General features: G+C 64.2%; 26 protein-coding genes. 7 read left to right on the top strand and 19 right to left on the bottom strand.

Features of this window, described 5'->3' with window-relative positions; all coding sequences use genetic code 11:
- Positions 1–51: 51 nt before the first annotated feature.
- From FOY53_RS11730 to alr, 10 genes are all read right to left on the bottom strand, one after another.
- Complete coding sequence (locus tag FOY53_RS11730) at positions 52–702, bottom strand: SDR family NAD(P)-dependent oxidoreductase (protein WP_146588999.1); 651 nt, start codon at positions 700–702, stop codon at positions 52–54.
- Between the two features lie 81 nt (positions 703–783).
- Entirely contained in the window at positions 784–1,053 is a 270-nt protein-coding gene (locus tag FOY53_RS11735) for a pilus assembly protein PilP (RefSeq protein ID WP_146589001.1), read from the bottom strand.
- 124 nt (positions 1,054–1,177) lie between these two features.
- Entirely contained in the window at positions 1,178–1,735 is a 558-nt protein-coding gene (locus tag FOY53_RS11740) for a DUF2199 domain-containing protein (protein ID WP_146589003.1), read from the bottom strand.
- Entirely contained in the window at positions 1,732–3,192 is a 1,461-nt protein-coding gene (gene purF / locus FOY53_RS11745; protein WP_146589005.1) for an amidophosphoribosyltransferase, read from the bottom strand. The genes FOY53_RS11740 and purF overlap by 4 nt, the downstream gene beginning before the upstream one ends.
- Positions 3,193–3,379: 187 nt before the next feature.
- Complete coding sequence (locus FOY53_RS11750) at positions 3,380–3,952, bottom strand: CvpA family protein (protein ID WP_146589007.1); 573 nt, start codon at positions 3,950–3,952, stop codon at positions 3,380–3,382.
- A gap of 31 nt (positions 3,953–3,983) precedes the next feature.
- Positions 3,984–5,354 (bottom strand): DNA repair protein RadA, encoded by a 1,371-nt coding sequence (gene radA / locus FOY53_RS11755; RefSeq protein ID WP_146589009.1) that lies wholly within the window; start codon positions 5,352–5,354, stop codon positions 3,984–3,986.
- Positions 5,355–5,531: 177 nt separating this feature from the next.
- Positions 5,532–6,359 carry a DNA repair protein gene (locus FOY53_RS11760; RefSeq protein ID WP_146589011.1) on the bottom strand — a complete coding sequence of 276 codons (828 nt, stop codon included), beginning with the start codon at positions 6,357–6,359 and terminating at the stop codon, positions 5,532–5,534.
- Positions 6,360–6,522: 163 nt separating this feature from the next.
- Positions 6,523–6,993 (bottom strand): paraquat-inducible protein A, encoded by a 471-nt coding sequence (locus tag FOY53_RS11765; RefSeq protein ID WP_146589013.1) that lies wholly within the window; start codon positions 6,991–6,993, stop codon positions 6,523–6,525.
- A gap of 30 nt (positions 6,994–7,023) precedes the next feature.
- Positions 7,024–7,410 carry a hypothetical protein gene (locus FOY53_RS11770; protein WP_146589015.1) on the bottom strand — a complete coding sequence of 129 codons (387 nt, stop codon included), beginning with the start codon at positions 7,408–7,410 and terminating at the stop codon, positions 7,024–7,026.
- 28 nt (positions 7,411–7,438) lie between these two features.
- Positions 7,439–8,476, bottom strand: a complete 1,038-nt coding sequence (gene alr, locus FOY53_RS11775; RefSeq protein WP_146589017.1) for an alanine racemase — start codon at positions 8,474–8,476, stop codon at positions 7,439–7,441.
- 119 nt (positions 8,477–8,595) lie between these two features.
- Between alr and cobT the strand changes: the two genes are divergently transcribed.
- From cobT to FOY53_RS11790, 3 genes are read left to right on the top strand one after another with little or no spacing between them, the layout of a single operon-like run.
- Positions 8,596–9,600, top strand: coding sequence for a nicotinate-nucleotide--dimethylbenzimidazole phosphoribosyltransferase (gene cobT, locus FOY53_RS11780; RefSeq protein WP_146589018.1), 1,005 nt, complete (start codon positions 8,596–8,598; stop codon positions 9,598–9,600).
- Between the two features lie 2 nt (positions 9,601–9,602).
- Positions 9,603–10,382: an adenosylcobinamide-GDP ribazoletransferase gene (cobS, locus tag FOY53_RS11785; RefSeq protein WP_222435252.1), complete on the top strand. Its 780-nt coding sequence runs from the start codon at positions 9,603–9,605 to the stop codon at positions 10,380–10,382.
- On the top strand, positions 10,373–10,876 hold the full coding sequence (locus FOY53_RS11790) for a histidine phosphatase family protein (RefSeq protein WP_146589020.1): 504 nt from the start codon (positions 10,373–10,375) through the stop codon (positions 10,874–10,876). The genes cobS and FOY53_RS11790 overlap by 10 nt, the downstream gene beginning before the upstream one ends.
- Positions 10,877–11,087: 211 nt before the next feature.
- Here FOY53_RS11790 and FOY53_RS11795 read toward each other — a convergent pair whose 3' ends face one another.
- The 3 genes from FOY53_RS11795 to pyrC form a co-directional block, all read right to left on the bottom strand.
- Positions 11,088–12,581, bottom strand: coding sequence for a replicative DNA helicase (locus FOY53_RS11795; RefSeq protein ID WP_146589022.1), 1,494 nt, complete (start codon positions 12,579–12,581; stop codon positions 11,088–11,090).
- A gap of 248 nt (positions 12,582–12,829) precedes the next feature.
- On the bottom strand, positions 12,830–13,507 hold the full coding sequence (locus tag FOY53_RS11800; protein ID WP_146589024.1) for an orotate phosphoribosyltransferase: 678 nt from the start codon (positions 13,505–13,507) through the stop codon (positions 12,830–12,832).
- A gap of 62 nt (positions 13,508–13,569) precedes the next feature.
- Positions 13,570–14,610, bottom strand: a complete 1,041-nt coding sequence (pyrC, locus tag FOY53_RS11805) for a dihydroorotase (protein WP_146589026.1) — start codon at positions 14,608–14,610, stop codon at positions 13,570–13,572.
- A gap of 109 nt (positions 14,611–14,719) precedes the next feature.
- Here pyrC and FOY53_RS11810 point away from each other — a divergent pair, with 109 nt between their 5' ends.
- The gene (locus FOY53_RS11810; protein WP_146589028.1) at positions 14,720–14,992 is read left to right on the top strand and encodes a hypothetical protein; all 273 of its coding nucleotides are present in this window, start codon (positions 14,720–14,722) and stop codon (positions 14,990–14,992) included.
- Between the two features lie 30 nt (positions 14,993–15,022).
- On the opposite strand, the gene FOY53_RS11815 is transcribed toward FOY53_RS11810, so the two are convergent.
- From FOY53_RS11815 to FOY53_RS11840, 6 genes are all read right to left on the bottom strand, one after another.
- Positions 15,023–15,973, bottom strand: a complete 951-nt coding sequence (locus FOY53_RS11815; protein ID WP_146589030.1) for a phosphoadenosine phosphosulfate reductase — start codon at positions 15,971–15,973, stop codon at positions 15,023–15,025.
- 100 nt (positions 15,974–16,073) lie between these two features.
- Positions 16,074–17,147, bottom strand: a complete 1,074-nt coding sequence (locus FOY53_RS11820) for a glycosyltransferase family 2 protein (protein ID WP_146589032.1) — start codon at positions 17,145–17,147, stop codon at positions 16,074–16,076.
- A gap of 4 nt (positions 17,148–17,151) precedes the next feature.
- Entirely contained in the window at positions 17,152–17,847 is a 696-nt protein-coding gene (locus FOY53_RS11825) for an FkbM family methyltransferase (protein ID WP_146589034.1), read from the bottom strand.
- A 1-nt stretch (position 17,848) separates the two neighbouring features.
- Complete coding sequence (locus FOY53_RS11830; protein WP_146589036.1) at positions 17,849–20,215, bottom strand: glycosyltransferase family 2 protein; 2,367 nt, start codon at positions 20,213–20,215, stop codon at positions 17,849–17,851.
- Positions 20,212–20,862: a sulfotransferase family protein gene (locus tag FOY53_RS11835; protein WP_146589038.1), complete on the bottom strand. Its 651-nt coding sequence runs from the start codon at positions 20,860–20,862 to the stop codon at positions 20,212–20,214. The genes FOY53_RS11830 and FOY53_RS11835 overlap by 4 nt, the downstream gene beginning before the upstream one ends.
- On the bottom strand, positions 20,859–21,890 hold the full coding sequence (locus tag FOY53_RS11840; RefSeq protein WP_146589040.1) for a glycosyltransferase family 2 protein: 1,032 nt from the start codon (positions 21,888–21,890) through the stop codon (positions 20,859–20,861). Before FOY53_RS11840 ends, FOY53_RS11835 begins: the two co-directional genes overlap by 4 nt.
- A 260-nt stretch (positions 21,891–22,150) precedes the next feature.
- Here FOY53_RS11840 and FOY53_RS11845 point away from each other — a divergent pair, with 260 nt between their 5' ends.
- From FOY53_RS11845 to FOY53_RS11855, 3 genes are all read left to right on the top strand, one after another.
- Positions 22,151–23,059, top strand: a complete 909-nt coding sequence (locus FOY53_RS11845; protein ID WP_146589042.1) for an AAA family ATPase — start codon at positions 22,151–22,153, stop codon at positions 23,057–23,059.
- Between the two features lie 60 nt (positions 23,060–23,119).
- Positions 23,120–24,379, top strand: coding sequence for a vWA domain-containing protein (locus tag FOY53_RS11850; protein ID WP_146589044.1), 1,260 nt, complete (start codon positions 23,120–23,122; stop codon positions 24,377–24,379).
- A gap of 119 nt (positions 24,380–24,498) precedes the next feature.
- Positions 24,499–26,343 (top strand): OmpA family protein, encoded by a 1,845-nt coding sequence (locus FOY53_RS11855; protein ID WP_146589045.1) that lies wholly within the window; start codon positions 24,499–24,501, stop codon positions 26,341–26,343.
- Positions 26,344–26,386 lie beyond the last annotated feature (43 nt).

The following is a 26,386-nucleotide window of genomic DNA, read 5'->3' on the forward strand; positions in this document are numbered from 1 at the left end:
CGGCTCAGGGGCGTCGGCCCCGCGATCCAGCCGGTCTTATGCACGATTGGCTTAAGCGCTCAGCGCCAGCGCCGCAAGAAGCCGCGCCGCCTCGTCCCGGGGATGGGCCAGGGCGTCACGGTCCTCGCCGGGGAAGAACCGGGCGCGGGTGGCGGTGGCCATCGGCCTGGGCGTCATTATCTGAACCTGCGGGCCGGTGCTGCGGGTCTCGGCCTGCCAGCTGCGGGCCAGAGCGATCTGCGCGGCCTTGGTGGTGCCGTAGTGGCCAAAGAACTTTTCACCACCGCGGCCATCCTCGAAAAACAGCGCCGTGCCGGTGGTGCCCAGAAGCGGCGCGATGTACGGGATCAGGTGTCCCATGGCCGTCAGGTTGATATTGACCGATTTGGCCCAGTCCCGTGCATCGATATGATTGGCCGGGGTCAGCGGAGCCGCGTGCACGGCACAATGGGCCCAGAGAGCCACGCCGCCCCAACGGTCATAGACCGAGCGGCACAACTGCGCCATGGCGTCAGCATTGGTGATGTCCATCGGCGCAAGCGTGGCTTGTCCACCCTTTGCCTGGATCCGGTCGTCAAGGTCTTCGAGCCCACCAACGGTGCGGGCGACAGCGACGATGTGATGGGTGTCGGCAAGCGCCTCGGCCAGGGCAAAGCCAAGACCGCGCGAGGCACCGGTGATGAGAGCGATAGGGTGTGTCATGGCGCGCTGCATGGGCCAGCCGCAGGCTGCGGTCAAGAGGGCTCGCTTGCGGCACGCCGTTTTGGCGCCGGTCACCGGATGTCAGCTGCCGGGAATTTCGACCCAGACAGAGCGGCCGTTCTGGCCCAGCGCGATGCGGGTTGCATCAATGGCATAGACCGTGTCGTGCCCGACCTGATCTCCGGGTGACACCCGGGTGACGCGCCCGTCCGGCAACCGGACCAGGGCCTGCGGGGCCTGTTCCGAGCCGAAGGTGCCGAGTAGAACAAGTCGGGAAAGATTGCTGTCGGTGCGGCGTGTCGCACTTTGGGCAACTGCGGGCGGCGTTGGGGTGGTATCGGTCTGGGCCATGTCTCTGCGGTCTGTGGTTTCCTGAAGACCGCGATCTAGGGTGTAGCGTCGCCGGGCGAAACCCCGGCCATGGCGCGGACCGTCCGGTTGGCAGAGAACTGCTTCCCGGACGGCAAGTGTTGGCCTACGACCCGGTGAGGTGCGGCCGAATGTCCTGACCGGCAGCGGCATAGATGTCGAGCAGGTCATCGAACGAGATGCCCTCGGCAGACGCCACCGCCAGCGGGCCGGTCGCAAACTCAAGGCGCGGCCGTACCAGACCGGAACCGGGTTGCAGTGTGCCGGGGCCGGGATCACCAAGTCCGGGCAACGCATTTGCAACCGTTGCCGTCAGCGCCGTGACGGGCGCTCCGTCCTGGGTGGAGCCGTCGAGATAAGCATAGAAATCAGATTGCGACACTTCGGCCCAGGGCGCCAGGAACAGCGATTCGCCGTCGCTGCCACGAATTGGCAGGGCGATGACGCAGCGCAGGAAACGCCGCTCCCCCAGACGACAGAGCTCGGACGACAGCTTGTCCTCTCCGACGCGGAGCAGATCGTCGCTGCGCGGACCATGCAACCAGGCGTCCGGTTCCTCGAACCCGATGTCGAAAACCCCCGAAAACCGACGGCCGCAGCAAGGGCAGGCATAGTCCGGGTCATTCAGACGCCGCCAGCGGGCATCGAGGTTCAGCAGGCTCATTCCGCAGCGGTCTTGAGCTTGAAGCCTTTCTGGATCTGATCCGCAGGCTCGACCGGGTATTCACCCGAGAAACAGGCATCGCAATACTGTGGCTGACGGGGGTTGCGCCCTTCGGCCTCGCCCACCGCACGATACAGGCCGTCCAGCGAGATGAAGCGCAGCGAATCGACTTGCAGATGGTCGCGCATCTCGTCCTCGGACATGGTCGCGGCCAGAAGCTTTTCACGTTGCGGCGTGTCGACGCCATAAAAGCAGGGCCAGGCCGTGGGCGGGCTTGCGATGCGGAAATGCACCTCGGCAGCGCCGGCATCCAGGATCATTTCCTTGATCTTGCGGCTGGTGGTGCCGCGCACAACCGAATCGTCGACCAGGATCACCCGTTTGCCCCGGATCAGTGCGCGGTTGACGTTCAGTTTCAGGCGCACACCCATGTTGCGGATCTGCTCTGTGGGCTCGATGAAGGTGCGGCCCATGTACTGGTTGCGCACGATGCCCATGCCATATGGAATGCCGGATTCATGTGCAAAACCGATCGCCGCCGGAGTGCCGGAATCGGGGACCGGACAGACGAGATCCGCCTCGACCGGTGCCTCGCGGGCCAGTTCAACGCCGATCTGGCGACGGGTTTCGTAAACCGAGCGGTTGCCGATGATCGAATCCGGGCGCGAGAAATAGACATGTTCGAAGATACAGAAACGGGATTTCTGCGGGCGGAACGGCCGCAGGCTTTCGACACCCTTTTCGGCAGTGATCACCACCATTTCGCCCGGCTCGATCTCGCGGACATATTCCGCGCCGATGATGTCCAGGCCGCAGGTTTCGGAGCTGAGCGCCCAGCCGTCGGCGACCTTGCCCAGCACCAGTGGGCGCACGCCCAGCGGATCGCGCACGCCGATCAGCTTGGTCCGGGTCATGGCGACGACGCTGAACGCGCCTTCGACCCGGCGCAGGGCGTCTTCCATCCGCTCGGGGATGTTGCGCTGCAGTGAGCGGGCCATCAGGTGGATGATGCATTCGCTGTCCGACGAGGACTGAAAGATCGAGCCGCGCTCGATCAACTCGCGGCGCAGGGCGTCGGCATTGGTGATGTTGCCGTTGTGGGCAATCGCCGCCCCGCCCATGGAAAACTCGCCAAAGAACGGCTGCACGTCGCGGATCTGGGTCGGTCCCTTGGATCCGGCGGTGGAATAGCGCACATGGCCGATGGCGATCGGCCCGGGCAGCGTCTGCATCAGCGATTGTGAGGTGAAGTTGTCACGCACATAGCCAAAGCGACGGGCGGAATTGAAGCCCTGGTCCGAATCATGGCTGACGATTCCGCCGGCCTCCTGTCCCCGATGCTGCAGCGCGTGCAGACCTAGGGCGACGAAGTTCGCGGCATCAGTGACGCCGACAACGCCGAATATTCCGCATTCCTCTTTGAGTTTGTCGTCATCGAAGGGATGGGCGGGTGGCATCTGCAGATCCAAGGGGCGGCTCCGAATCCGTTGCGAGAAGTGTTGGGGCACTCATAGGCGCTTGTTGGCTATGTGTCACGAAAGGATCACACTACAAGTGCTGCAGTGCAACAATTCGTTGCCCACCGCATCGGGCCAAAGGCGCCGACGCGGGTTGTCCGGGCGTCAGCGGATGCCCGGGCAGGGGTCAGGCGTCGTTTGCGCCCGGTGCGTCGCAGACACCGACAAGCTGTTCGTACTGGGTGGTGATCCAGCCCAGAGCCTGCTCCGGGTTCTGCTCTTCGATCTTGGAGGTGAACCGGGTGAAGACCGCGGCCGATCGGCTGTCGTCGATCATCGGCACATCCTGGGCGGTCAGCACGGTGCTGTAGACAAAGAAGGCGATCGCCACCAGCAGCACGCCCCGCGCCACGCCGAACAGGAATCCAAGCCCCTGATCAACGCCCCCCAGCGCCGAGCGCTGGACCAGTGAGGAAAACAGCGGCGTGAAGAACGACACAACCACAAGCGCGAGGGCAAAGACCGACGCAAAGGCGGCGATGATGCTGAGTTCGCAGCTGTCGGACAGGAACTCGCCGATCACCGGCAGTTCCTTGACCAGCGGCTGGACCTGTGGTGCGAAGAGAAACGCAAGGAAGGCCGCCGCGACCCAGCCGGCGATGGCCATGACCTCGCGCACGATGCCGCGCGAATAGGCCAGCAGCGCTGACAGCACGATCACAACGGCGACAACGCCATCCACGACTGTAAATCCATCCATCGGCTTCTTGCCTCTTTCCTTTTGGCGGCGCTTATCCCGCGCCGAACAGATCGCCCACAAAGGCAGTCAGATCGCCCATCTGCTGGAGCGTCATACCCGAACTCGCCCCGGCTTTGCCACCGGAGGGCGCGATTGCGGAGGTGAAACCAAGTTTCTGCGCCTCTTTCAACCTGTTTTCGGTCTGCGACACCGGACGCAGGGCGCCAGACAGGCTGATTTCCCCGAAAACGACCGTTTCCGGGGGCAATGAAACATCTTCCCGGGCGGAAAGCAGCGCGGCGGCGACGGCCAGATCGGCTGCGGGTTCGCTGATCTTCATCCCGCCGGCCACATTCAGGTATACATCAAGCCCGGCAAACGGGATGCCGCAGCGTGCCTCGAGCACGGCGAGAATCATTGCCAGCCGTCCGCCGTCCCATCCGACCACAGTGCGGCGCGGCTGGGAATGCGGACTGGGAGCGACCAGCGCCTGCAATTCGCACAGCACCGGGCGGGTGCCCTCGATGCCGGCAAAAACCACCGATCCGGGGCTGGGCTGGCCGCGCTCGGACAGGAACAGCGCCGAGGGGTTGGTGACTTCGGCCAGACCGGCGCCGGTCATCTCGAACACGCCGATCTCGTCCGCCGGGCCAAACCGGTTCTTGACCGCGCGCAGGATGCGAAACTGATGGCCGCGTTCACCTTCGAAATAGAGCACGGTATCGACCATGTGTTCGACCACACGCGGCCCGGCAATCTGGCCATCCTTGGTGACATGACCCACCAGAATCACGGACATGCCGCTGCGTTTGGCAAAACTGGTCAGTTCGTGCGCCGCAGCGCGGACCTGGCTGACCGAACCGGGGGCAGAGTCGACATTGTCCGCCCACATCGTCTGAATCGAATCGATGATCGCAAGGTCCGGGCGTTCCTGTTCCAGCGTGGTCAGGATGTCGCGCAGGTTGGTTTCGGCGGCCAGTTTCACCGGCGCATCCGCCAGTCCCAGGCGCTGTGCCCGCATCCGCACCTGGGCGCTGGCCTCTTCGCCGCTGGCATAGATCACCTTGAGCCCGGCACGCGCAAACATCGCCGCCCCCTGCAGCAACAGGGTGGACTTGCCGATGCCGGGGTCGCCCCCCACAAGGATCGCCGAGGATGGCACCAGTCCGCCGCCCAGCACCCGATCAAGCTCGGACAGACCCGAGGCGACACGGGGCGGCGGTGGTTCGGTGCTGGAAAGATCGGTGAGCGGTACGGCGCGTCCGCGGCTGTTGCCAAGGGTCTTCTTCGCCGGGCCGGACTGCGACAGCGGCACCTCTTCGGAGATGGTATTCCATGCTCCACAGGCCTCGCAACGCCCGGCCCATTTGGTGGTGGCGTTGCCGCAGGCGGCGCAGACAAAATTTGCAGAGGTTTTGGCCATGACGATCTTGTGGCTGAAGGCGAAGCCCATCGCAAGGGCTTGTGGATGGCGCGGTGTCGGGTCACCGCGCGGTTGCCGGTTCTCGGGAAGGAGCCGTAGCTGCAATTCGATTGGACAGGTGGGCGAGGTGGGCGCGGTTTCGGGCACACCGCAGGGCGCTGCCCGAAACCGGAGCGGTTACTCGGCGGCGCGCCGTGCCAGCAGGGCGACAATCCGGTCGTCGGGGGGCGCCACCTCTTCTTCGGCGTCCGCAACAATGACCGGGCGACGGATTTCGGTCTCTTCTGCCGCCGGTGCCGTTGCGCCGAGTTCCGGCAGGATTTCCGCCAGTTCGTCACACAGCCGCGTCAGCTGGGATTCGGCGACCGCTTCGTCCATTTCGACCCGGGTCAGCCATTGCCGCATTTCGGTGGCCACACCCTTGGCGTGGTTCAGGCGGATATTGAAATCCTCGATTTCCTGCTGGCGCTGAACAAGGAAATCACGCGCCCGGGCGACGTTGCGGTCCGAATAGACCTGCGCCAGTTCGCGGCTGAGATGGCTCATCTGCGAAGCGACCTCGAGCACCGAGGGTTCAAGCTCTGACAGGTCCGGGTGTTCGCGCAGAAAGGCGATGCGTTCGCGGATCGAGTCAAACTCCGACGACAGCTGGAACAGCCCCTCGCGGTCGGCGTGGTGGGCCACCTGGTAGGCGCGCGCCACGTCCTTCATGCCGATGTGAAACCGGCGGTGCGAGGTTTCCAGCGCCATGACCCGCGCATTGGTTGGCAAAAAGAAGCACAGGGACAGCGCCAGAGCGGTGAGCGCCAGCTGGACAGCGGTGCCCGCGTTCGGCAGTACCAGATCGCCGAACTGCAAGCTGAGCGACAGCCAGGGCGTCAGACCCAGTGCACAGGATATCGTGTACCCGATGAGCAAGAGCGTGGCGGAGCCAATGGCCAGCATTGCCAGCCACTGCATGAGATATTGCACAACCGCAAAGGCGGATCTCAGCGATTGAAGCATAAACGTTCTCCCTAGAACCATCGGCTAAAATTTGCCGACTGCGGACAAAACTACGCATCTACCGAACTTGTTCCACAAAATCGAACAGAGCACATTTATGCCACAGTTTAACGAATCGGCTATCAAAAATTGAAGAATATTTCGGTATTGCAGTGCTTTGTGGTCAATCGTGATCCGGCGGCATCACTGTTGCCGATTCGGATCCCGTGTCAACACGATGCGTATGCCACAAGCTCAACCCGAGCGACATCAGGATGCAGGCGGTCATCAGGTACAGCCCCCAGGCGATTTCGATGCGCCCGACTCCGATGCCTTTGGACAATGTGATATACAGTGCCACGAGGAATATGTCCGCCATCGCAAGCTTCCCCAGCAGGGTCAGAAGCGGCAGCATCCTGTGGGTGATCCAGCCGAACTGCATCAGTGCCAGCCCGAGCGTCTTGAGGTAGGGCGCGACAAGAGCAAACGCCGTGACCACTAGCGCCAGGAATATGTCGCTGTCCCAGAGCGAGCGTATCCCCGTCAGGACCGAGATTTCCGACAGGCTGAACAGCGGCAACAGTCCGGCGCGCAACAGCGGCGCGCTCCAGGCAATGGGATAGAGGATCAGCAGGGAAAGATTGAGCCAGCGCATCCGGTCCTTTCGCGGGCCGGGTCGGCCCGCTCAGTACATGGTTGCGAGCCAGAGCCCAAGCAACCCCAGGATCAGCGCGCTGCACAGCCAGTCAAGCGCGGCCAGCCGACGCCCCGGCAACCAGGCCGAGGCCAGGAACAGGGCCGACAGTCCGACAAGCGCGCTCAGCCCCTGTCCATGCGCCAGCGCCCGGGCGGCCGGGCCGTACCAGCCCTGCGCGGTCAGTCCCAGTGCCGGCGCAAAGGTGGTCACGATGACCGCCCCGCAGGCGAGCGCGGTCACCACTGCCAGACCCCGGCTGGGACCCCGTGCGGTGAAACAGCGGATCAGCGCGAGCAGCAGCAGCAATTCGGGAAACACAAAACGTTTCACAAAGATCAGGGCGATCAGGGTCGGGCTGGGTTCGAACAGGCTCATGTCCGGGTTCTCGCAGTGCGCAGCGATGTCATGCGCCGGTGTAACGCCGCTCGTACCGTGCGCCGAGACCGGTCAGGATCTCATAGCCGATGGTGCCCGCCGCATCGGCCAGGGTATCGACACCCTGCTGTGCACCAAGCAGATCCAGCGACTCGGGCGCCGCAGGCAAGGCGGTGACATCGACGGCGATCAGGTCCATCGAGATTCTGCCAAGGATCTTGCAGCGGCTGGTTCCCGAATGGACATGCGCCTTCGGTCCCATGGCCCGCAGGATGCCATCCGCATAACCCGCAGCGATGGTGGCCACACGCGCCGGTCGGCGCGCCACCCAGGCGTTGCCGTATCCGACGCTTTCGCCCGCCGCCACGTCACGGATCTGGATCACCGGGATCGACAGGTGCGCGACCGGCAGGGCGTCGCCGAACGGGGCGCCGCCATACAATCCGATACCGGGACGCGTGACGTCGAAATGGTAGTCCGGCCCCAGCAGGATGCCGCCGGTGGCCGACAGCGAGCGCGGCGCGTCGATGCCGTCCGTCATCTTGCGGAACTCGCGCAGCTGGTGGGCATTCATCGGGTGATCGGGTTCGTCGGCGCAGGCCAGATGGCTCATGACAAGCGTCGGTTTCTGCGACAGGGCCAGCTCGCGCAGCGCTGCCCATTCACTGGGTTCGATGCCCAGACGGTTCATGCCCGAATCCAGCTGAATGCCAAAGCTGTGGCCCGGAAGGCTTTCGACATGGCGCAGCATCTGGTCGATGGAATTGATCATCGGCGTCAGCTGTGCCGCCTTCAACAGCGCGGCGTCGCCCGCCATGTGACCCGAAAAGACGTTGATCTCCGGGCCCTGGCCAAGAACTTTGCGCAGACTGGCGCCTTCTTCGGCAAGGGCGACAAAGAACCGCCGCACACCTTCGGAGGCCAGCATCCTGGCGACCGGGCCGGCCCCGAGACCATAGGCATCGGCCTTGACCACGGCGCCGGTTTCGGTGGCGGTTCTGGCGGACAGGCTGCGCCAGTTCTGGCGCAGGGCGGCAAGGTCGATTGTAAGTACTGATTGAGCCATCCTGTGTGTTTGGCACGATCCCCCAGCGCGTCAAGCGCAAAAAGTGGCGCTGTCCGACCGGCAGGCCGCACAGAAGAGTTGAGCGGTCCGTCCGGCCCGGCTATGCCACCGGAATGAACATGCAAAACACTGAATTCGAGACCGCGCTGATGCGCCGGATCGACACCAAGACCAAGCCGCAGGGCGCGCTGGGTCGGATCGAGGAACTCGCCGCCCAGGTGGCTCGGGTGCAGGGGCGGCTGGACCCGCAGATGCAGAGCTGTGCGCTGATGCTGTTTGCCGCGGATCACGGCATCGCGGCCGAGGGGGTTTCGGCCTACCCGGCGGCGGTCACGCGGCAGATGGTGGCAAATTTTGCCGGCGGCGGGGCGGCGGCGAATGTCTTTGCGCGTGCGGGCGGGCTCGACCTTCAGGTGATCAATGCCGGGGTCGCAGGCGGCCCCTTCGGGATGTCCGCGGTCAGCGAATACAGCCTGGGCGACGGCACATCGAACTTTCTGACCGGCCCGGCGATGAGTGAGGCACAGGTGCAGACGGCACTGGACATCGGTCGGCTGCTGGGTGCCGGCGGGCATTTCGACGCGATGGCCTTTGGCGAGATGGGCATCGGCAACACCTCGTCCGCCTCGGTTGTGGCGCACAAGCTGACGGGGATAGCGCTCGACGATCTGGTCGGGCGCGGCACAGGGCTCGAAGATGCCGCCCTTGCGCACAAGCGCGACGTGCTGCTGCGCGCGGCCGCGCGCACCGGATCGCTGGATGTCCGCGCGGTTCTGGCCGAATATGGCGGCTTTGAAACGGTGATGATGACCGGGGCGATGCTGGGGGCAGCCGCGGCGCGGCGGGTGGTGCTGGTCGACGGATTTATCGCCACGGTCGCAGCCCTTGCTGCCTGCACGCTGGAGCCGCAGGCCAGGTCCGCCATGGTGTTTGCGCATCTGTCGCCCGAGGCCGGCCATGCCGTGGTCCTGAACGCGCTGGGGGCGGACCCCGTGCTCAGTCTGAACATGCGGCTGGGCGAAGGATCGGGAGCCGCTCTGGCCTGGCCCCTGCTGCGCGCAGCCGTCGCGATGCTGAACGAGATGGCCAGCTTTGAGGCTGCCGGCGTTTCGGGACCGGCATGAGAATGTCGGTCGACATGCGGGACGCCGTGCGCACCGAACTCGGCCTGTTCCTGCTGGCGGTGCAGTTCCTGACACGGTTGCCGGTGCCGCGCGATCTGCCGTTTTCCGACGACCTGCTGATCCGCGCGACCAAATACTATCCGCTGGTCGGGCTGCTGGTCGGAGTGATCGGCGCGGTGGTTCTTGTTCTCGCCGCGCGCTGGCTGCCGCTGCCGGTGGCGGTGCTGTTGTCCCTGGCCGCGACATTGCTGGCCACAGGGGCGTTTCACGAAGATGGGCTGGCGGACGCGGCCGACGGCCTGTGGGGTGGCCAGACGGCTGTGCGTCGGCTTGAAATCATGCGCGACAGCCGGATTGGCACATATGGCGCGGTGTCTCTGGGGGTTGTTCTGGCGCTGAAAGTCACGCTGCTGACAAGCTTTGCCCCCGGGGTCGCGGGCTGGTTGTTGCTGCTGGGTCACGCGCTTGGGCGCATGGCGTCGGTACATGTCATCGCCACCACCGGATATGCCCGCGAAACCGGCGCCAAGTTTGTGGTGCCAAGTGTCACACCCGACGGCTATCGGCTGGCGCTGTCGCTGTCGATGGCGGTGCTGATCCTCGGCGTCCTTGCCCTGGGCAGCGGGGCGGTGCTGCTCGGGTTCGGGCTCTGCATCTTGCTGGGGCAGGGGGTGCGGCTGGTCTGCCGGGCCAAGATCGGTGGCTATACCGGCGATTGTCTCGGGGCCACGCAGCAATTGGGCGAACTGGGAATCTATCTGGGCGCGGCGCTGTGGCTGTGACCCTCGTGCGTCACACCCGGCCCGAAGTGGCCGAGGGTGTTTGTTACGGGCGGAGCGATCTGGCGCTTGCCGCCGGGTTCGAGGCGGACTGCGGCGCGGTGATTGCCGGCCTTGCGCCGCCGGTCGCGGTGGTGAGCTCACCCCTGCGACGCTGCCGGATACTGGCCGAGCGGATCTGCGCTGTCTTCGGGGTGGCGCTGCACGTTTCGGAGGATTTTTCCGAGATGGATTTCGGCACCTGGGAAGGCCGGCGCTGGGACGCCATCGGCCGCCCGGCGCTGGATGCCTGGGCGGCGGATTTTTTCGGCTACGGCGGTCATGGCGGTGAAACCGTCGAGATGCTGCGGGACAGGGTTGCGCGTGGCCTGCAGGCATTGCCCGACGGTGCGCTGGTGGTGACCCATGCCGGAGTGATCAAGGCGGCGCTGGCACTGCGCGGGGATGTGGACGGCTGGGAGTATCGCCCGGCCTTTGGGGCGGTTGTCAGGTTGTGACAGGCCCGCCCGGGCACCCCGCCCGAACCCGGCGCAGCCATGGCGCACCTGTTCGCCAAGGCTGCGCTGGTTCATGGGAAAGTAACTGCACGCCGCAGGTTGCGATCCGTTCAGAGCGCCGCTCGGGGGCGGCCGTGCTCCTGCCGCCGCCAGTGCCAGCCGCGCCGGCCTGCGGCGCGTTCTGACTCCGCAGGCGGGTTGGGGCAGAGTTTCAGAAGCTGCTGCCTTCGTTGGTCTGCCAGGGTTTCACGAGATTGCCAAACCGGGTGAACTGTCCTTCGAAGGACAGTTCCACAGTGCCGATGGGGCCATGGCGCTGTTTGCCGATGACCACTTCGGCCTTGCCGTGCAGGCGCTCCATTTCCTCTTGCCAGGCGGCCATCTTGTCGAGGTCGTGATCGCCGGGCTTTTCGCGTTCCTTGTAGTATTCTTCGCGGAACACGAACATCACCACGTCGGCGTCCTGTTCGATCGACCCGGATTCCCGCAGATCCGACAGCTGAGGGCGCTTGTCTTCGCGGGATTCCACCTGCCGTGACAACTGTGACAGGGCAATCACCGGAATATGCAATTCCTTGGCGATGGCCTTGAGCCCCATGGTGATCTCGGAAATCTCGTTGACGCGGTTTTCCGACTTGCCGGTGCCGCGCACCAGCTGAAGATAGTCGACCATCAGCACATCAAGGCCGTGGGTCCGCTTCAGACGCCGCGCCCTGGCGGCAAGCTGGCTGATCGGCAAGGCCGGCGTGTCGTCGATGTACAGCGGGCAGGCCTCCAGCGACTTGGCGGCATCGACAAAGCGGCGGAACTCGCCCTCGGTCATGTCGCCGCGGCGGATCTGTTCGCTGGGCACTTCCGAAGCCTCGGACAGAATCCGCGCGGCCAGTTGTTCGGCGCTCATTTCCAGCGAGTAGAAGCCGACCACGCCACCTTCGATGGCGCCTTCGGTGCCGTCTGCCTTGGTGCCGCGCTTGTAGGCCTTGGCGACGTTGAAGGCGATGTTGGTGGCCAGCGAGGTCTTGCCCATCGACGGGCGGCCGGCAAGGATCAGCAGGTCCGAGGGGTGGAGACCGCCGAGTTTCTTGTCCATGTCGATCAGACCGGTGGAGATGCCCGAAAGCCCGCCCTCGCGCTGGTAGGCGGTGTTGGCGACGTTGACCGCATCGGTGACGGCGCGCAGAAAGCTTTGGAAACCGCTTTCCGCCTGGCCCTGTTCGGCAAGCTTGTATAGCGCCTGTTCCGCCTCGACGATCTGTTCGCGCGGCTCGCTGGCAACATCGACCTTGCTGGCCTTGGCGCTGATGTCGCGCCCCAGCGCGATGAGATCGCGACGGATCGCGAGGTCATAGATCATCTGCGCATAATCGCGCACCGCAAACGAACTGACCGCAGCGCCCGCGAGACGGGCGAGGTAGGCCGGGCCGCCGAGTTCCTTCAGGCCCTCGTCGTCCTCCATGAAGGCCTTGAGCGTCACCGGAGAGGCGAGGTTGTTCTTGGCGATGCGGGCGGCGGCGATATCATAGATGCGGGCGTGCACCGGATCAAAGAAATGCTGCGCACTGATGATGCTGGCAACCCGGTCGTAGATGTCGTTGTTGGTCAGGATCGCGCCCAGAAGCTGCTGTTCGGCCTCGATCGAGTGGGGCATGGTTTCGGGCGCCTGCACCTCTGCACCGGTGGGATTGAATGCGGTGATCTCGTTCATCGTCTGCCTCTGCATGCTGCTCTTATCCGCGTGCCGGTATGCCGGTCTCGCGTGCTGTCCTGTCATAGCGAAAATCGCGCCGAACCCCTAGTGGCACAAGTCTGTGGACAAATGCCGGGATAAGGTGCCGGGGCACTGATAACCAGAAAGTACATTCAGCATAGGGTATTGCACTCAGTGCTGTCCACTATACTTGGGGTGTTCGCCGCGATTCTTCGCGGCGATTTATCCACAGATGGCAGCAAGATTTATTTGCCGTTAAGTTCCCGCCACTTGGATGGATCGTTCAGAAAAAATTCTACCGCTTCAAGCGTCTCGCTGTCGAACGCCGCCTGCGCCCGGGCCTCGGCCAGCACGTCCCACCAGGTGCAGAGGTGGTGCAGGGTGACGCCGTGATCGCCCAGGGTTGTGATGGTTTCGGGGAAGATGCCGTAGTAGAAAATCACCGCAGTGTGGGCGCAGGTGGCGCCGGTGTCGCGGATGGCGTCGACAAAGCTGAGCTTGGAGCCGCCGTCGGTGGTCAGGTCCTCGACCAGCAGCACGCGCTCGCCCTCGGTCATGGCGCCTTCGATGCGGGCGTTGCGGCCATAGCCCTTGGGCTTCTTGCGCACATAGGTCATCGGCAGCGCCATGCGTTCGGCAACCAGCGCGGCAAAGGGAATGCCGGCCGTTTCGCCACCCGCGATGTTGTCAAACGCCTCGAAACCGGCGTCGCGCATCACCTTGGCGGTGAGGAAATCCATCAGCGCCGAGCGAATCCTGGGATAGGAAATGAGCTTGCGGCAGTCGATATAGACCGGCGAGGCCAGACCCGACGCAAAAATGAACGGCTCGGCCGCATTGAAATGCACCGCCTTGATTTCCAGCAACATGCGGGCGGTCAGGCGGGCCATTTCTTCGGAAGTCGGAGCGTTCGTCGGGATCATCTGGCGGGTCTCTCTTGGTGGGGACAGCGGGGTCGGGTCCGAACGGACCGCAGTCGTCGGGATCAGGTGGCAACGGTCCAGTGCAGCGGGAATCCGGGGTCAAAAACGGTGACAGTGTCGCCCGCGGCGTCGATCTTTTCCGGATAGACGACCGGCGCGCCCTTGGTCAGGGTCAATGTCGTGTCGTTCACCGGCAGCCGGTAAAAGGCCGGGCCGTTCAGCGATGTGAAGGCTTCGAGCCGATCGAGCGCGGCGTCCTGTTCAAAGACTTCGGCAAGGATCGACAGGGTGTTTGTGGCGGTGAAACAGCCCGCACAGCCGCAGGCATGTTCCTTGAGCGCATCCACATGCGGCGCCGAGTCGGTGCCGAGGAAATAGCTGGGATCACCCGAGGTGGCGGCGGCGCGCAGGGCAAGGCGGTGTTCTTCACGCTTGGCGACCGGCAGACAGTAATAATGCGGCTTGATGCCACCGACGAGGATGTGGTTGCGGTTGATCACCAGGTGATGCGTGGTGATCGTCGCGGCCAGATCTTCGCCGCCGTCGCGGGCGTACTGCGCGCCCTGCGCGGTGGTGATATGTTCCATGACCACGCGCAGTCCCGGCGTGGCGCGGCGGATCGGGTCAAGCACACGGTCGATGAACACCGCCTCGCGGTCAAAGATGTCGATTTCCGGGTCAGTGACTTCGCCATGCATGCACAGCGGCAGGCCGATTTCGGCCATCTTTTCCAGCACCGGACGGACCTTGTCGAAATTGCTGACACCCGAGGCGGAGTTGGTGGTGGCGCCGGCAGGGTAGAGTTTGACCGCTTTCACCAGCCCCGAGGCATGGGCGGCAGCGACATCCGCCGGATCCGTGTCCTCGGTCAGATACAGCGTCATCAGCGGCTCAAAGCGCGCACCGTCTGGCAGGGCCGCAAGGATGCGGTCGCGGTAGGCGGCGGCCTGTGCGCCGGTCACAACCGGGGGCACAAGGTTTGGCATGATGATGGCGCGGGCAAAGTGGCGCGCGGATTCAGGGGCCACTGCGCGCAGCATCTCGCCGTCACGCAGGTGCAGGTGCCAGTCATCAGGACGGCGCAGTGTCAGGCTCTGGGTCATGGGGCTGCGGTTAGCACGAGCCGAGGCAGGCGCGCCAGAGGCATTGCGCGTTTACGCGGAGGGCGCGATGCGTCAGTCTGGGGCAGACGCCAGAGAAGGAGGCAGTGACATGATATTGACACTGATCATCAGTGCCGTGGCCGGGGCGCTGGTGCCAAAGGTGCAACCGCAGATCAGGGCCACGCTGGCCCGGCATCTCAAGGCGGGCCAGCTTCCCGACGACGCAGGATTGCAGGTCACTGCCTTTGCGGCGGTGCTGATCCTCGCGTCGCTGCTGCTGTTGCTGCTTGGGGTGAGGCCATCCGCGGGGCTGGTTCTGCTCGGGGGGCTTCTGGGTTATTTCCAGGCAGAGATCCGGCAGGCATTCGGGGCGCGGCGCTAGACCTCTGCGCCAGTCACACAAAGGCTTCCGTCAGTCGCTGGTGCCTGATCCAGTGGCCTTTCGTGCCGCGCGCAGGGCTTCGAGCTTGCGACGGAATCGCGGCGCCTGCATCCGCGCGACGACGTTTTCGCACAGCATCTCGGACAGTCCGCTGCGGCCATCCGATTCGAGCCGCGCGAGCAGTTTGCGCAGATAGGGCGGATGGTCCCGGCGCACCCGCATCAGACCAGAGAACGTCAGCACGTCCAGACTGCCCTCGGCCGCCGAAGTCAGCAGCGGCAACAGCAGGTCCAGTTCCAGCAGATCACTCAACAGGGCACTGCCCATGAAGGGCAGACGGAAGCGGGTGACATTGGACCTGTGAAACAACGCCGCGTGCATCGCATCCAGCGGCTCGTGCGGATCATACAGAATAAAGGCGTGATCGGCGGCATCCAGCATTTCGGGCGCATAGCCGTAGCGGTCGGTAAAACACAGGCGCCGCTTGTCGGCAAAGCGTTCGTCCCAGCCGGCAAGGCGCGGGTCCAGTGTGGCCTGCGGCTGAACCGCCACCACCCGCGCGCCCGGACAGGCCACGGAGTAGGCCGCCGCCGCATAGCCGCAGGGACCGGCGCCAAAGAACACCACCTGTTCGAAGTCGTCAAAAAAGCCGTCGTCGTTCAGCTGGTCGAAAAACTTGTAGACGTCGGGGTCACGGAACCAGGTGTCGCGGTCTGAAATCACTGCCAGCTGTGACCAGCCCAGTTCACGCACAAACTCAAGGCCCACCGGCGCACCGTCTTCGGACAGGGCCTGAATCGCCGGCAGGGATTCAAAGGTCACGACCAGGGTGTCACCATCCTCGACAAACAGCGCATGGTGCGCGGCCCCCAGAGGCTCGAGAAATCCGCGTGCCTCGCCCAGATCCTGCAGTGCGCGCAGCCAGTCGGCGCGCGACAGCCCGACAAGTTCAAGCGCAAGGGGGTCAGGGGCGTCCTGCATCACGGAATGTCCTCAAAAGCGGGTCCACCCCTTTTGGCAGGGGTATTGTTGGGGTCAGAATGTCCGGGCTTTGAGGCAAAATTATGCCAAATCAACGAAATTACAACGTGTCTGTTTCCGGCGGCGCATCAGAGTCGGAACTTCGGCCCTGCACTGCATGCCACCTCAGTGCCCGGGCGGCGTGCTGCGAAACCGGGCGGGATGGTGGCGTCATCAACAGACGGGCAAACAGGGCGCGAAACGGCTCCTGCGTCATCAGTTTCTGGAACCGTGCGCGGCGCCAGTGCACGGCGTCGGCATGTAACGATGCCAGAACCGGGTCCGCCGCCAGTGCGGCGCGGATCCGCGCTGTCGGGATGGCCAGCGTCTGGATCGAAGCATCGGCCGCGGTGGAAAAGTTGCGCTCGACCCAATAATCCATCCCGAGCCTGTCGTCGGAATGCACCGCGCGGCCCCGGTCAGCCTTGAGCACATAACTTTCCATCGCACCGAGCGGGTAGTGATTGAGCTGAGCCAGCCGCGTGTTGGACTGGCCAAAATTGGAAAAGATGCGTTTCCGGGCAAACTCCGGCCCCAAGCGGCGGCCTTCGCCATCGTACCAGCGTGCGGTGTCGATCCGGCCCGGGTCAGGATTTCGGGGCCGGTGCACCCCAAGACGACGGTAGGTGCCGTCGTTTCGGTACAGCGTCTTGAACATCGCCGCACGCCACGGCCAGTGCATCACCGTCGGCGCGGCTTTCAGGAACTGCTGCGGCACGGGCCGGTCCACGTAGCGCACAACATCGTCGTTGCCAAACAACCGCCAGGTCAGGGTGATGGCTGTCGCCTCCGGAAGCGCCGTGATCAGCGCAGGCAGGGTGTGGTCGCCGACATGCACGTTGACGAATTCGTCAATATCCAGCGGCAGGAGCCAGTCTGCCCTCTCGGCCTGCGGGGTCTGGGCCGCGCATTTCAACCCGGTGAACTGAATGCCGCCCTTGTCATGGGGCCCGTCGTTGCGAAGGTGCGTGACATGACCCAGTGCCGCCAGCCGGTCGAGGATCAGGTCGGTGCCGTCGTCACAATTGTTGGACACGGCCAGAACATGGCTGATGCCGCAAGCGCCGTGATGCGCCAGCCAGTCGAGCAAAAAGGCGCCTTCGTTGCGAACGCAAAGAACCGCGACTATTCTCAAGACCTTACCAGCCCTTCCTGAAGGAAACGACCTTGGCTTCCGAGCCTTTCGGAAAATACGTGAGTCCGGCCCGGTGCATGGTGTCGAACACCGCCTGAACACCGGACTGGCCAATCCACTGTGGATGCAGTTCGACCACGGCGACCCGCAGGCAGGACAAGTCGGCGGCGGGCAGCAGCTGCGCTTCGGCGCCCTCAATGTCACAGACCAGGACATCTGGTTTAAGGTCACTCAGTACTGCATTGATATCACGCTGTTCCACCATCTCAGTGGCGATTATGCTCTCGACATCCGCATCGCGGTCCATGGACGAACCGAGGAAATTTTTCCGGATGTAGAACGGCAGCGGCTGGCCGGGGCCTGGCGACAGCAAGGCGTTGTGCACGGTCACGTTGTCCACGCCGTTGGCGGCATGAACCGAGTGGATGTAGGGTATCAGCGTCGGGTTCGCCTCGTAACAGTGCACCGCACGTACCTTTTTATGAGTGGCGATCAGGGTCGACATGTAACCGATGCCGCCGCCCAGTTCGAGCACGGTGTCACCTGCGCGCACCATCCGCAGCACCGCGTCACATTCCTTGCGTTCGTAAGTGTCCGCCTTGAGCGCGCCACGCACCCGGCCTGTGGTGATGTCCGGGTGCTTGGGGATCTTCATGCCGCGGGAATGCAGGTAAGGATCGCGGGTGCGTTCGCTGTCCATGTCAGCTTTCTATATCCAGGGCCAGCGCATAGGCCGCACGCTCGGCTTCGGTGAGTTTCATTGTTGTGGTCTGGTGAAACAAGGCGGAAAACTCGGGGGTCGCATGCAGGTCCCGGGCGCGTTCGCAATGCCAGTCAAACCCTTTGCGATGGGCCGAGGCCAGTTCAGCATCGTCCATCAGTGCGTTGTATTCATTGCGTAAACGCGGAATGTTGCGTTTGATCGTGACGTCCCGGACATCGGACCAGTCCATGCGGATCCAGTAGTTCATGCCGATGGCCCGGTTCACATGCAGGGCGCGACCGCGCTGACGCTTGATCAGAAAGCTTTCGGCCGAGCGCAGGGCATAGTGGTTGAGCTGCAACAGATCATAGCCGATGCTGCGGCGTGAATTGCGCCAGCCTTTGTGAGCCACCTCACGGGTCATGTCGGCGCCGGATCCGTTCACCCATTTTACTTTTTCTTCAAAGTCTTGCAACAGCTTGTTCGGGCGATGACAACTGATTTTCTGATAGGCGCCGATGTTGCGGAACATGGTCTTGAACCCCCAGACGGTGTGCGGCTTGGGGCAGAACTTCGGCGCACAGGTGTCGAACTGGTCGATCACCAGATCATCACGCAGCCGCTGCACGCCGTTGTGGCCGAACAGCCGCCAGGTCATGGCGACGTTGGTGGCATCCGGCACCAGATCCAGAAACGCCGAGAGGGTTCCGTCGCCGCATCGCACGTTGATGAATTCATCGACATCGATGTGGATGATCCAGTCCGCCTTCTGAACCAAAGGCTCCTTCAGGGCACGGTTCAGCGCGAATTGCTGCGGTGACTTGCCCTTCCAGTTGTCATTGCGCCGATGCTGCACCACGCCGAGCGACTGAAGCTGGTCCAGGATCACGTCCGTGCCATCGTCGCAGTCGTTGGTGTAAATCAGAAAGTTGTCCACTCCGATGGCCCGGTGATGCGCAATCCATTCCAGGATATAGGGCGCTTCGTTTTTCATGCAGGCAACGATCACGGTGCCGGTTGTGTCCGCTTTCGGCGTCCGGCGCGGTACGGCGGCATAGGGCGGCGCGATGGTGCCTTCGTCGGTGCGCCCCATGCGATTGTGCGGCGCCATCGGCGAGGTCAGCAAATGAGCCAGTTTTTGCTGCGCCAGCGGCGGCAGGTGCCCGGTCCCGGCTGCCTGACCCGAGGCGAGCGGTGGTTTCGCTGGCGGGACAGGTTTCCGCGGCTTGGCCTTGTCAGACAGGGGTTGGGCCGTTGCACCGCGCGCCTCGCGGGCGGCCTTGCGAATTCGCGGCGCGAAGGCCAGCAGGTATTGCGTTGCCCGGAAACCGCGGGTGGGATCCGCCTCTTGCCACGGGTCGGAAGCGGGGTCGGGCTTCATGTCATCGGGATTCAGGCCAGGGTGGGTTTCACAGAGCGTGGCGATATCGGCGCCGAACCTTGCGGACAGGGCGGCAAGACTGCCCGGGTCGATCGGCGCACCGCCGATCCGCAACTCGCCCAGAAACTTCCGCCAGAGCTGGCGTGGCAGATCCGTCGGCCTTTGCACCAGCAACCGTGTCAAAGCGTCGTTGAACAGCCTGGAGCGTGTCATCGAGGCGGCAGACGGCAAGGGCGACTCGGTTCCGGGGTCGGCACGACCGGCGCCACCGGGAACGCCGAAATCCGTCTTCAGCAGGGTGTTGAAAGCCTCGGGGCCCAGATCGTGTGGCAGGCTGTTCAAACGGGTGGCACCAGCGCCAAAGACGGCGTCCCATTCCCGCACGAGGCGTGCGTAATCCAGCCAGTACACCGCGCCCTGAACCTCGCTGAACTGTCCGGTCGCCGGATTGGGGGGCGGCCGGGTGGCCAGCGCCGCGCCCCACCAGTCCGGGTGATCGACAAGGTTCAGTTCCAGATCGAGGGGACGGGTACGTCCCTCCATCAGCTGGCCGGCATAACGGCGGATCAGCATCCGCGCCGGGTCGTCCACATGGGCTATGACGCTTATGTCGGTGGAAAAGGGTGCCAGCAGCGCATGCAGGCGACAGATTTCCGTGCGCGAAAACAGACAGCTGCCCAATTGATGTGCCGACAGGATCAGGGTGTCCGGCGCGCTGCGCGTCACCTCGGTTTCCAGAGCACGGCTGAGATCTTGGTGCAGCGCCTGCTGTGCCTCGGCCCGCCCAAAGCCCCGATGATGGCGCAGCGCGTCGACATTCTCCGGATCGCTCACCGCCATGAACAGCCGCGTGTGGTTGCGGGCACCCGGCGCGCGGGCATAGAGCACCCGGCGTTCAGCCAGGGCATTGCGCCGCGCCGACAGCACGTGCTGTATCCGGTCCGTCACGCCCGCATCGGGACCGATGTGCAGCAGGATCTTCATGCCGGATGCTCCCGCGGCAGCGTCTGTTCCGGCGTTCGGGTGTTTTCGTTCGCCTTGCCCCACCACGGAAGGTGCAGGCCCAGATGTGCCCCGATCTGTGCAGGCGCCTGCGGGTCGGCGGTGTCATATTCCAGAAAGGCGGGGTCGCCCTCAAAAACCATGCGCAGAAACGCATGATGCGCCTCGATCCAGGTGATCCGTTCCAGAGTGGTGCCACCATAACCACGCGGCAGCCCCGGGATCTGACCTTGCGGCAAACGGTCCGTGCCCAGATCCGACCAACGCAGCATGCTGCTCGACACGGCACGGGCATCGCGGCGCGAGGCGAGAAACTTCAGACTCGGATGGCGGTGGCGCAGGGCGGTGATCAGCCCGAAATCGGCCTGCGGCCACAGGCAAAGCGACCCGTTCAAAACTGAAATCTCGCTCAGTGCCTGGAACGAACCGAGTCTCGCAAGCGGATCGCCGTTCTGGAAATAACCGTCGTAGAGGTGGCGGGCCACAAAGGATCCGGCCAGGTCGGGCGCGTGGGCGCAGCCGCGCCGGATCTTGAAATCGGCAACCGCCAGCCCGGCGCGTTGCAGCGCCACTCCCAGCGTGGTGGTGCCGGATTTCGGCAGGCCCAGATTGATGACCCGCACCGTCACGCCACAAGCCCCAGTTGCCGCATCAGAACAAACTCTCCTGCGGGGAGGGTCGGGGCCGCCCGCAGTGTGTCGTACATCGCCCGATTGCCGGGGTCCGCCAGCAGCGCATCGCGCCGGGCCCGGTGTTGCCGGGTACAATTGTCGTGCAGTTCGGCAATCTTGGGGTCGGACTTCATCTCTTCGAGCGCGGCGGTCAGATCGGGCAGGTGGCGCAGGATCGACGTGTCCTCCCACGCCGGATCATTGCGCATCCGCCAATAACTGTCGTCAAAGGTACGTCCGTCGCGGTTCACGTCGCCCCGGTCGTTTTTCACCAGATAACTGTCCAGCGAGCGCAGCGCATAATGGTTCAGCGTCGCAAACCTCCGCGCCCCGGCGGCGGGAAACTTGCGGATCCGGCGCGGATTGGCGGCCACAAGGAACTTTTCCGGTACTTCGCGCCCGGATCCGTCGGTCCAGCGCGGGTGACGTTCCGGCGCCAGTCCGTCGCGAAAGAACGGCCGGTGCGCGCCATAGTAGTGCAGGGGGAAGTCCTTGCGCACCAGCGTCTTGACCTCGATTGCTGTTTCCGAGCACCACAGGTCAGGGTTGTGCGAACGGCGAAACTGCCCGATCACCGGCGTATCGGCATAGTCCCAGACCCCGCAATTGGCAAAGAACTGGAAGGTCACCGATACGGCCTGCGGTGTGCCGCAGGCTGCGATCAGGGCCGGGATGGTATGATCGCCGGTGTGAATGTTCAGGAATTCATCGACATCCGCGATCCAGACCCAGTCTGCTGCGCTGACGATCGGCTGGGTGCGGGCGTGTTTCAGCGCTTCCATCTGGTAGTTGCGCCCCTTGGCGGGATTGGGCAGGTGCTGCACCCCGCCGCGGGCCGCAAGGGCGTCCAGCAGTTCGGCGGTGCCGTCGGTGCAGTCGTTGGAGTAGAACAGGAAATCGGTCACGCCGATCAGGCGATGATAGGCGATCCATTCCAACAGGAACGGACCTTCATTCTTGACGCAGGTGACGGCGGTTACGCGCATGTCACAGCGCCCGCCGGAAAGTCGCTCATCGCTTGTTTGCCTCTGTCGCCCGGGGGTTTGTCCCTCGTAGCATGGATTTGTCATCGAAACATCGCACCCCGCCGCGGTGACGTCAATCGTGGGTTGAAAGAACAGCCCGCTGCATTGCCGCCGCGCCACCCCGCCAAAGCCGCCGATCTGCGGCAATGCATGCGACTTTTGCGCTATTGACCCGACTGTGCGCGCCGTGCAGCTACGAAGCACACATTAAGGAGCTGATAATGCAGGTACCCCAGTCCATCGACGCCGTGCAAAGCACCCTGGCCGAAACCGGCTATGTTTGCGGACGCGCCCTGGCCACGGTGGTCTTCCTGTCCCTGAAGCTGGGTCGGCCCCTGTTCCTCGAGGGGGAGGCCGGGGTCGGCAAGACCGAGATCGCCAAGGCGCTGGCGCTGGCTTTGGGCCGCCGCCTGATCCGGTTGCAGTGTTATGAAGGTCTCGACGCCTCGTCGGCGGTCTATGAGTGGAACTTTCCCGCGCAGATGATCGCCATCCGCACTGCAGAGGCGGCAGGCGGGGCGGACCGGCAAAGCCTCAGGACGGAACTGTTCTCCCGGGAGTTTCTCGTGGAACGCCCGCTGTTGCAGGCGATGCGTCCCGATGAAAACGGTGCGCCGATCCTTCTGATCGACGAGCTGGACCGTACGGATGAACCGTTCGAGGCTTTCCTGCTGGAGGCACTGTCGGATTTTCAGGTCACCATCCCCGAACTGGGCACCATCACCGCGCCCGAACCGCCGATCGTGATCCTGACCAGCAACCGCACCCGCGAAGTGCATGACGCGCTCAAGCGCCGCTGCCTGTACCACTGGGTCGACTACCCGACCTTCGATCGCGAGATCGAGATCCTGCACAGCCGCGCCCCCGAAGCCGCCGAGACTCTGAGCCGCGAGATCGTCGCCTTTGTCCAGCGCCTGCGCACCGAGGATCTGTTCAAGAAACCCGGGGTGGCTGAAACCATCGACTGGGCGAAATGCCTGCTGGCGCTGGATGTGATCGACCTCTCGCCCGAGGTGATTTCCGACACTCTCGGCGCGATCCTCAAGTACCAGGACGACATCCAGAAAATCCAGGGTTCCGAAGCCAAACGCATCCTCGACGAGGCCAGGGCCTCTCTGGTGCCCGCCTGATGTGTCTTTGGGCCCGCCATAACCCGGGGGTGTGGGGGCAGCGCCTCCGCAGTCGCTGACATGCCGGAAAACATCCCGCTCGAACTGCCCGACAACCCCCGGCTCGCGCAGAACATCACCCATTTTGCCCGCGCCCTGCGGCGGGCGGGTCTGCCGGTGGGGACAGGTCGGGTGATCGACGCCATCCGTGCCGTCGAAGCGGCGGGATTTACCGACCGGCAGGACTTTTACTGGACCCTGCACGCCTGTTTCGTGAATCGGCCCGAACACCGTGCCGTCTACAACCAGATCTTCCGGCTGTACTGGCGCGACCCGCGCTATCTGGAACACATGATGTCGATGATGCTGCCCGCGATCCGCGGCGTGCAGGAGGACAAGCCAGCCCAGGCGGCGGAAAAGCGCGCCGCCGAGGCGCTGCTGGACGGCAAGCCCCCGGAAACTCCGCCGCCCGATGAGGGAGAACAGGAAGACACCAGGATCGAAGTCGATGCCTCGATGACCATGTCGGCCGAGGAAAAGCTGCGCAGTCTGGATTTCGAGCAGATGTCGACCGCCGAGGTCGCCGCCGCCAAGCGGATGCTGGCCAAGCTCAAGCTGCCGGTCAAGCCTTTGCCGTCCCGGCGTGGCATGGCCGCTCTCAACGGGCACCGCACCGACTGGCGGCGCACGATCCGCACGGCGATGCGGCAGGGCGGCGAACTGCGCGGGCTGGCGCACACCAAGCCGCGGCCGCGCTGGCCCAATCTGGTGGTGCTCTGCGACATCTCCGGCTCGATGAGCCAGTATTCGCGCATGGTGCTGCATTTCCTGCATGCGGTGGCCAACGAAAAGGGCGCCGGCTGGGCAAAGGTGCATGCGTTCACCTTTGGCACCCGTCTGACCAACATCACCCGCCATCTGGCCACCCGTGATGTCGATGCGGCGCTGAAATCGGCCGGCGCCGAGGCGCAGGACTGGGAAGGTGGCACGCGGATCGCCGCTTCGTTGCATGCCTTCAATCGCGACTGGTCGCGCCGGGTGATGGGGCAGGGCGCGGTGGTGTTGCTGATCACCGACGGGCTTGATCGTGACACCGGCGGCGTGCTCGGCGCGGAAATGCAGCGGCTGCACCTGTCGTCCCGCCGCCTGATCTGGCTGAATCCGCTGTTGCGCTGGGACGGATTCGCCCCGAAGGCCGCCGGAATCAGGGCGATGCTGCCGCATGTGGATTCATTCCGGGCCGGCCATTCCGTGCAGTCGTTGCAGGATCTCGCGGAAGTGATCTCGCGCCCTGATGACACGGGAGAGAAGATGCGTCTTCTTGGTATTCTGAATGCGTGATCACAGATATGTTTCAGGGTGCCGCAGGGTTTCGCCCGGCATGTTGGAACCCTGACACCCCCCAAACGCGTTCTACCCTCGCACCGCATGTGAAATGCGGATATTCGAAAGGAAACGCGATGAAACCCGGATTTCTGAGATCTTCGACAGCCATGGTGCTGGTCGCCAGCCTCGCCGCTGCGCCGATTCCGAGCTTTGCCCAGAGCGCTGGCGGCGATGCCGCCCAGAGCGAAGAGTCGCAGGCCGAAATGCTGCGCATGAAGCTGCAGGCCGCCGCAGAAGGCGATCCCAGGGCAATGGCTGAAATCGAGGCGGAACTTGGCGCCGAAGGCATGGCGAAGGTCATGGAACTGCGCCAATCGATGAAAGACTCTGCTGACGCGGCCGCCGAGTCGGACGCAACCGTCGAAGGCAGCTCCGACACCGCGCCGGAGTCGGCGACGTCCGAGCCGACCCCCGAGGCAGACGCAGCGCCGCTGGCCGCCGAAACCGAAGCCGAGCCTGCACCCGAGGCAGCGCCCGAGGCAGCACAGGCCGAACCTGCCGCCGAGCCCGAGCAAGCCGCGGAGTCGCCCGAAGCCGGCAACGGCGGTGTGGCGGCCCAGCAGGACGTGACCACCGATGCCGACACGGCGCCGCAAGCGGACACCGAAAAGGCCGCCGGTGCGGCACCCGAAGCCGAGGGCGACATCCAGACAACGGGTGAATCGCCGGAAGAGGCTAACCCCGAAGCCGTGCTCAAGGAACGTCTGAACGAGCTGGTGCAAGGGCTGGGCGGCAACGCCGAGACAGACCCCACCGCGCCCGACGCAGATGTGGCAGCAACCAAGGTTGAAGATGTCGCGCCGATGGATTCCGAAGAGCAGGCCAAGATCCAGGCCGAGGCCGAAGCGGATGCGCCCGCTGCGATGGCCGCAACCGAAGCCGGTGCCGAGGCTGAAGCGGAAGTCGTCGAGGAAACCGTGACCGACGAAACCGCCCGCAGTTCCAACGAAGAGTTCACGACCGACCTTCAGGGTGAAGTGCGCACCGAGGTCCAGGCCAAGAAGAAAAAGAAAGACGATGACGACAAGGGTCTGAGCAATTTCGAGAAGGCTGCGCTTCTCGGCATCGGTGCTGTCGCCATCGGGTCGCTCCTGCGCAAGAACGAGACAGTCGCCGCGAACACCGGTGACCGGATCGTAGCGGAGCGCGATGGTCAGTACCGGGTGATCAAGAATGACGACGCGCTGTTGCGTCAGCCCGGTTCGGACATCAAGACCTACAACTACTCGGATGGCTCGACCCGTACCATCGTGACGCGGGAAGACGGCACCGAAGTGGAAACCATCCGTGCCGCAGACGGCCGCGTCCTGCGTCGGTCGCGCACCCTGGCGGATGGCTCGACCGCGCTGCTGTTCGATGACACCCAGCAGTCAACCGCCGTCGAGGTCAGCACGCTGCCCACGGTCAGCACCCGCCGCACCGTCGAGTTCCGCGATATCGGCGCCAACGAACTGGCAGAGACCCTGACCGCGGCACAGGCGGTCAATGTGAATCGGACGTTCTCGCTCAGCCAGATCCGCAACATCAACGCGGTGCGCCAGCTGGTGCCCGAGATCAACGTGGACTCGGTCAATTTCGAGACCAACTCGGCCGTCATCCGTCCCGAGGAAGCCGAGGAACTGGCGGCTCTGGGCAATGCGATGAAACAGATGATCGACCGCAATCCGTCCGAAGTGTTTCTGATCGAAGGTCACACCGACGCCGTGGGCGCAGGCAGCTACAACCTCGCACTGTCGGACCGTCGTGCCGAGTCGGTGGCTCTTGCCCTTACCGAATACTTCGATGTTCCGCCGGAAAACCTGGTGGTGCAGGGCTATGGCGAAAGCGATCTGATCGTGCCCACCCCGGATGCCGAGCGTGCCAACCGCCGCGCCGCCGTGCGCCGGATCACGCCGCTGCTGGACGGCAACAACATCTGACCTGGAAACAGGATGTCAGTAAAACACTACGGCCCCGCGCGTT

It is taken from the genome of Puniceibacterium confluentis (assembly GCF_007923445.1).
GTDB lineage: Bacteria > Pseudomonadota > Alphaproteobacteria > Rhodobacterales > Rhodobacteraceae > Puniceibacterium > Puniceibacterium confluentis.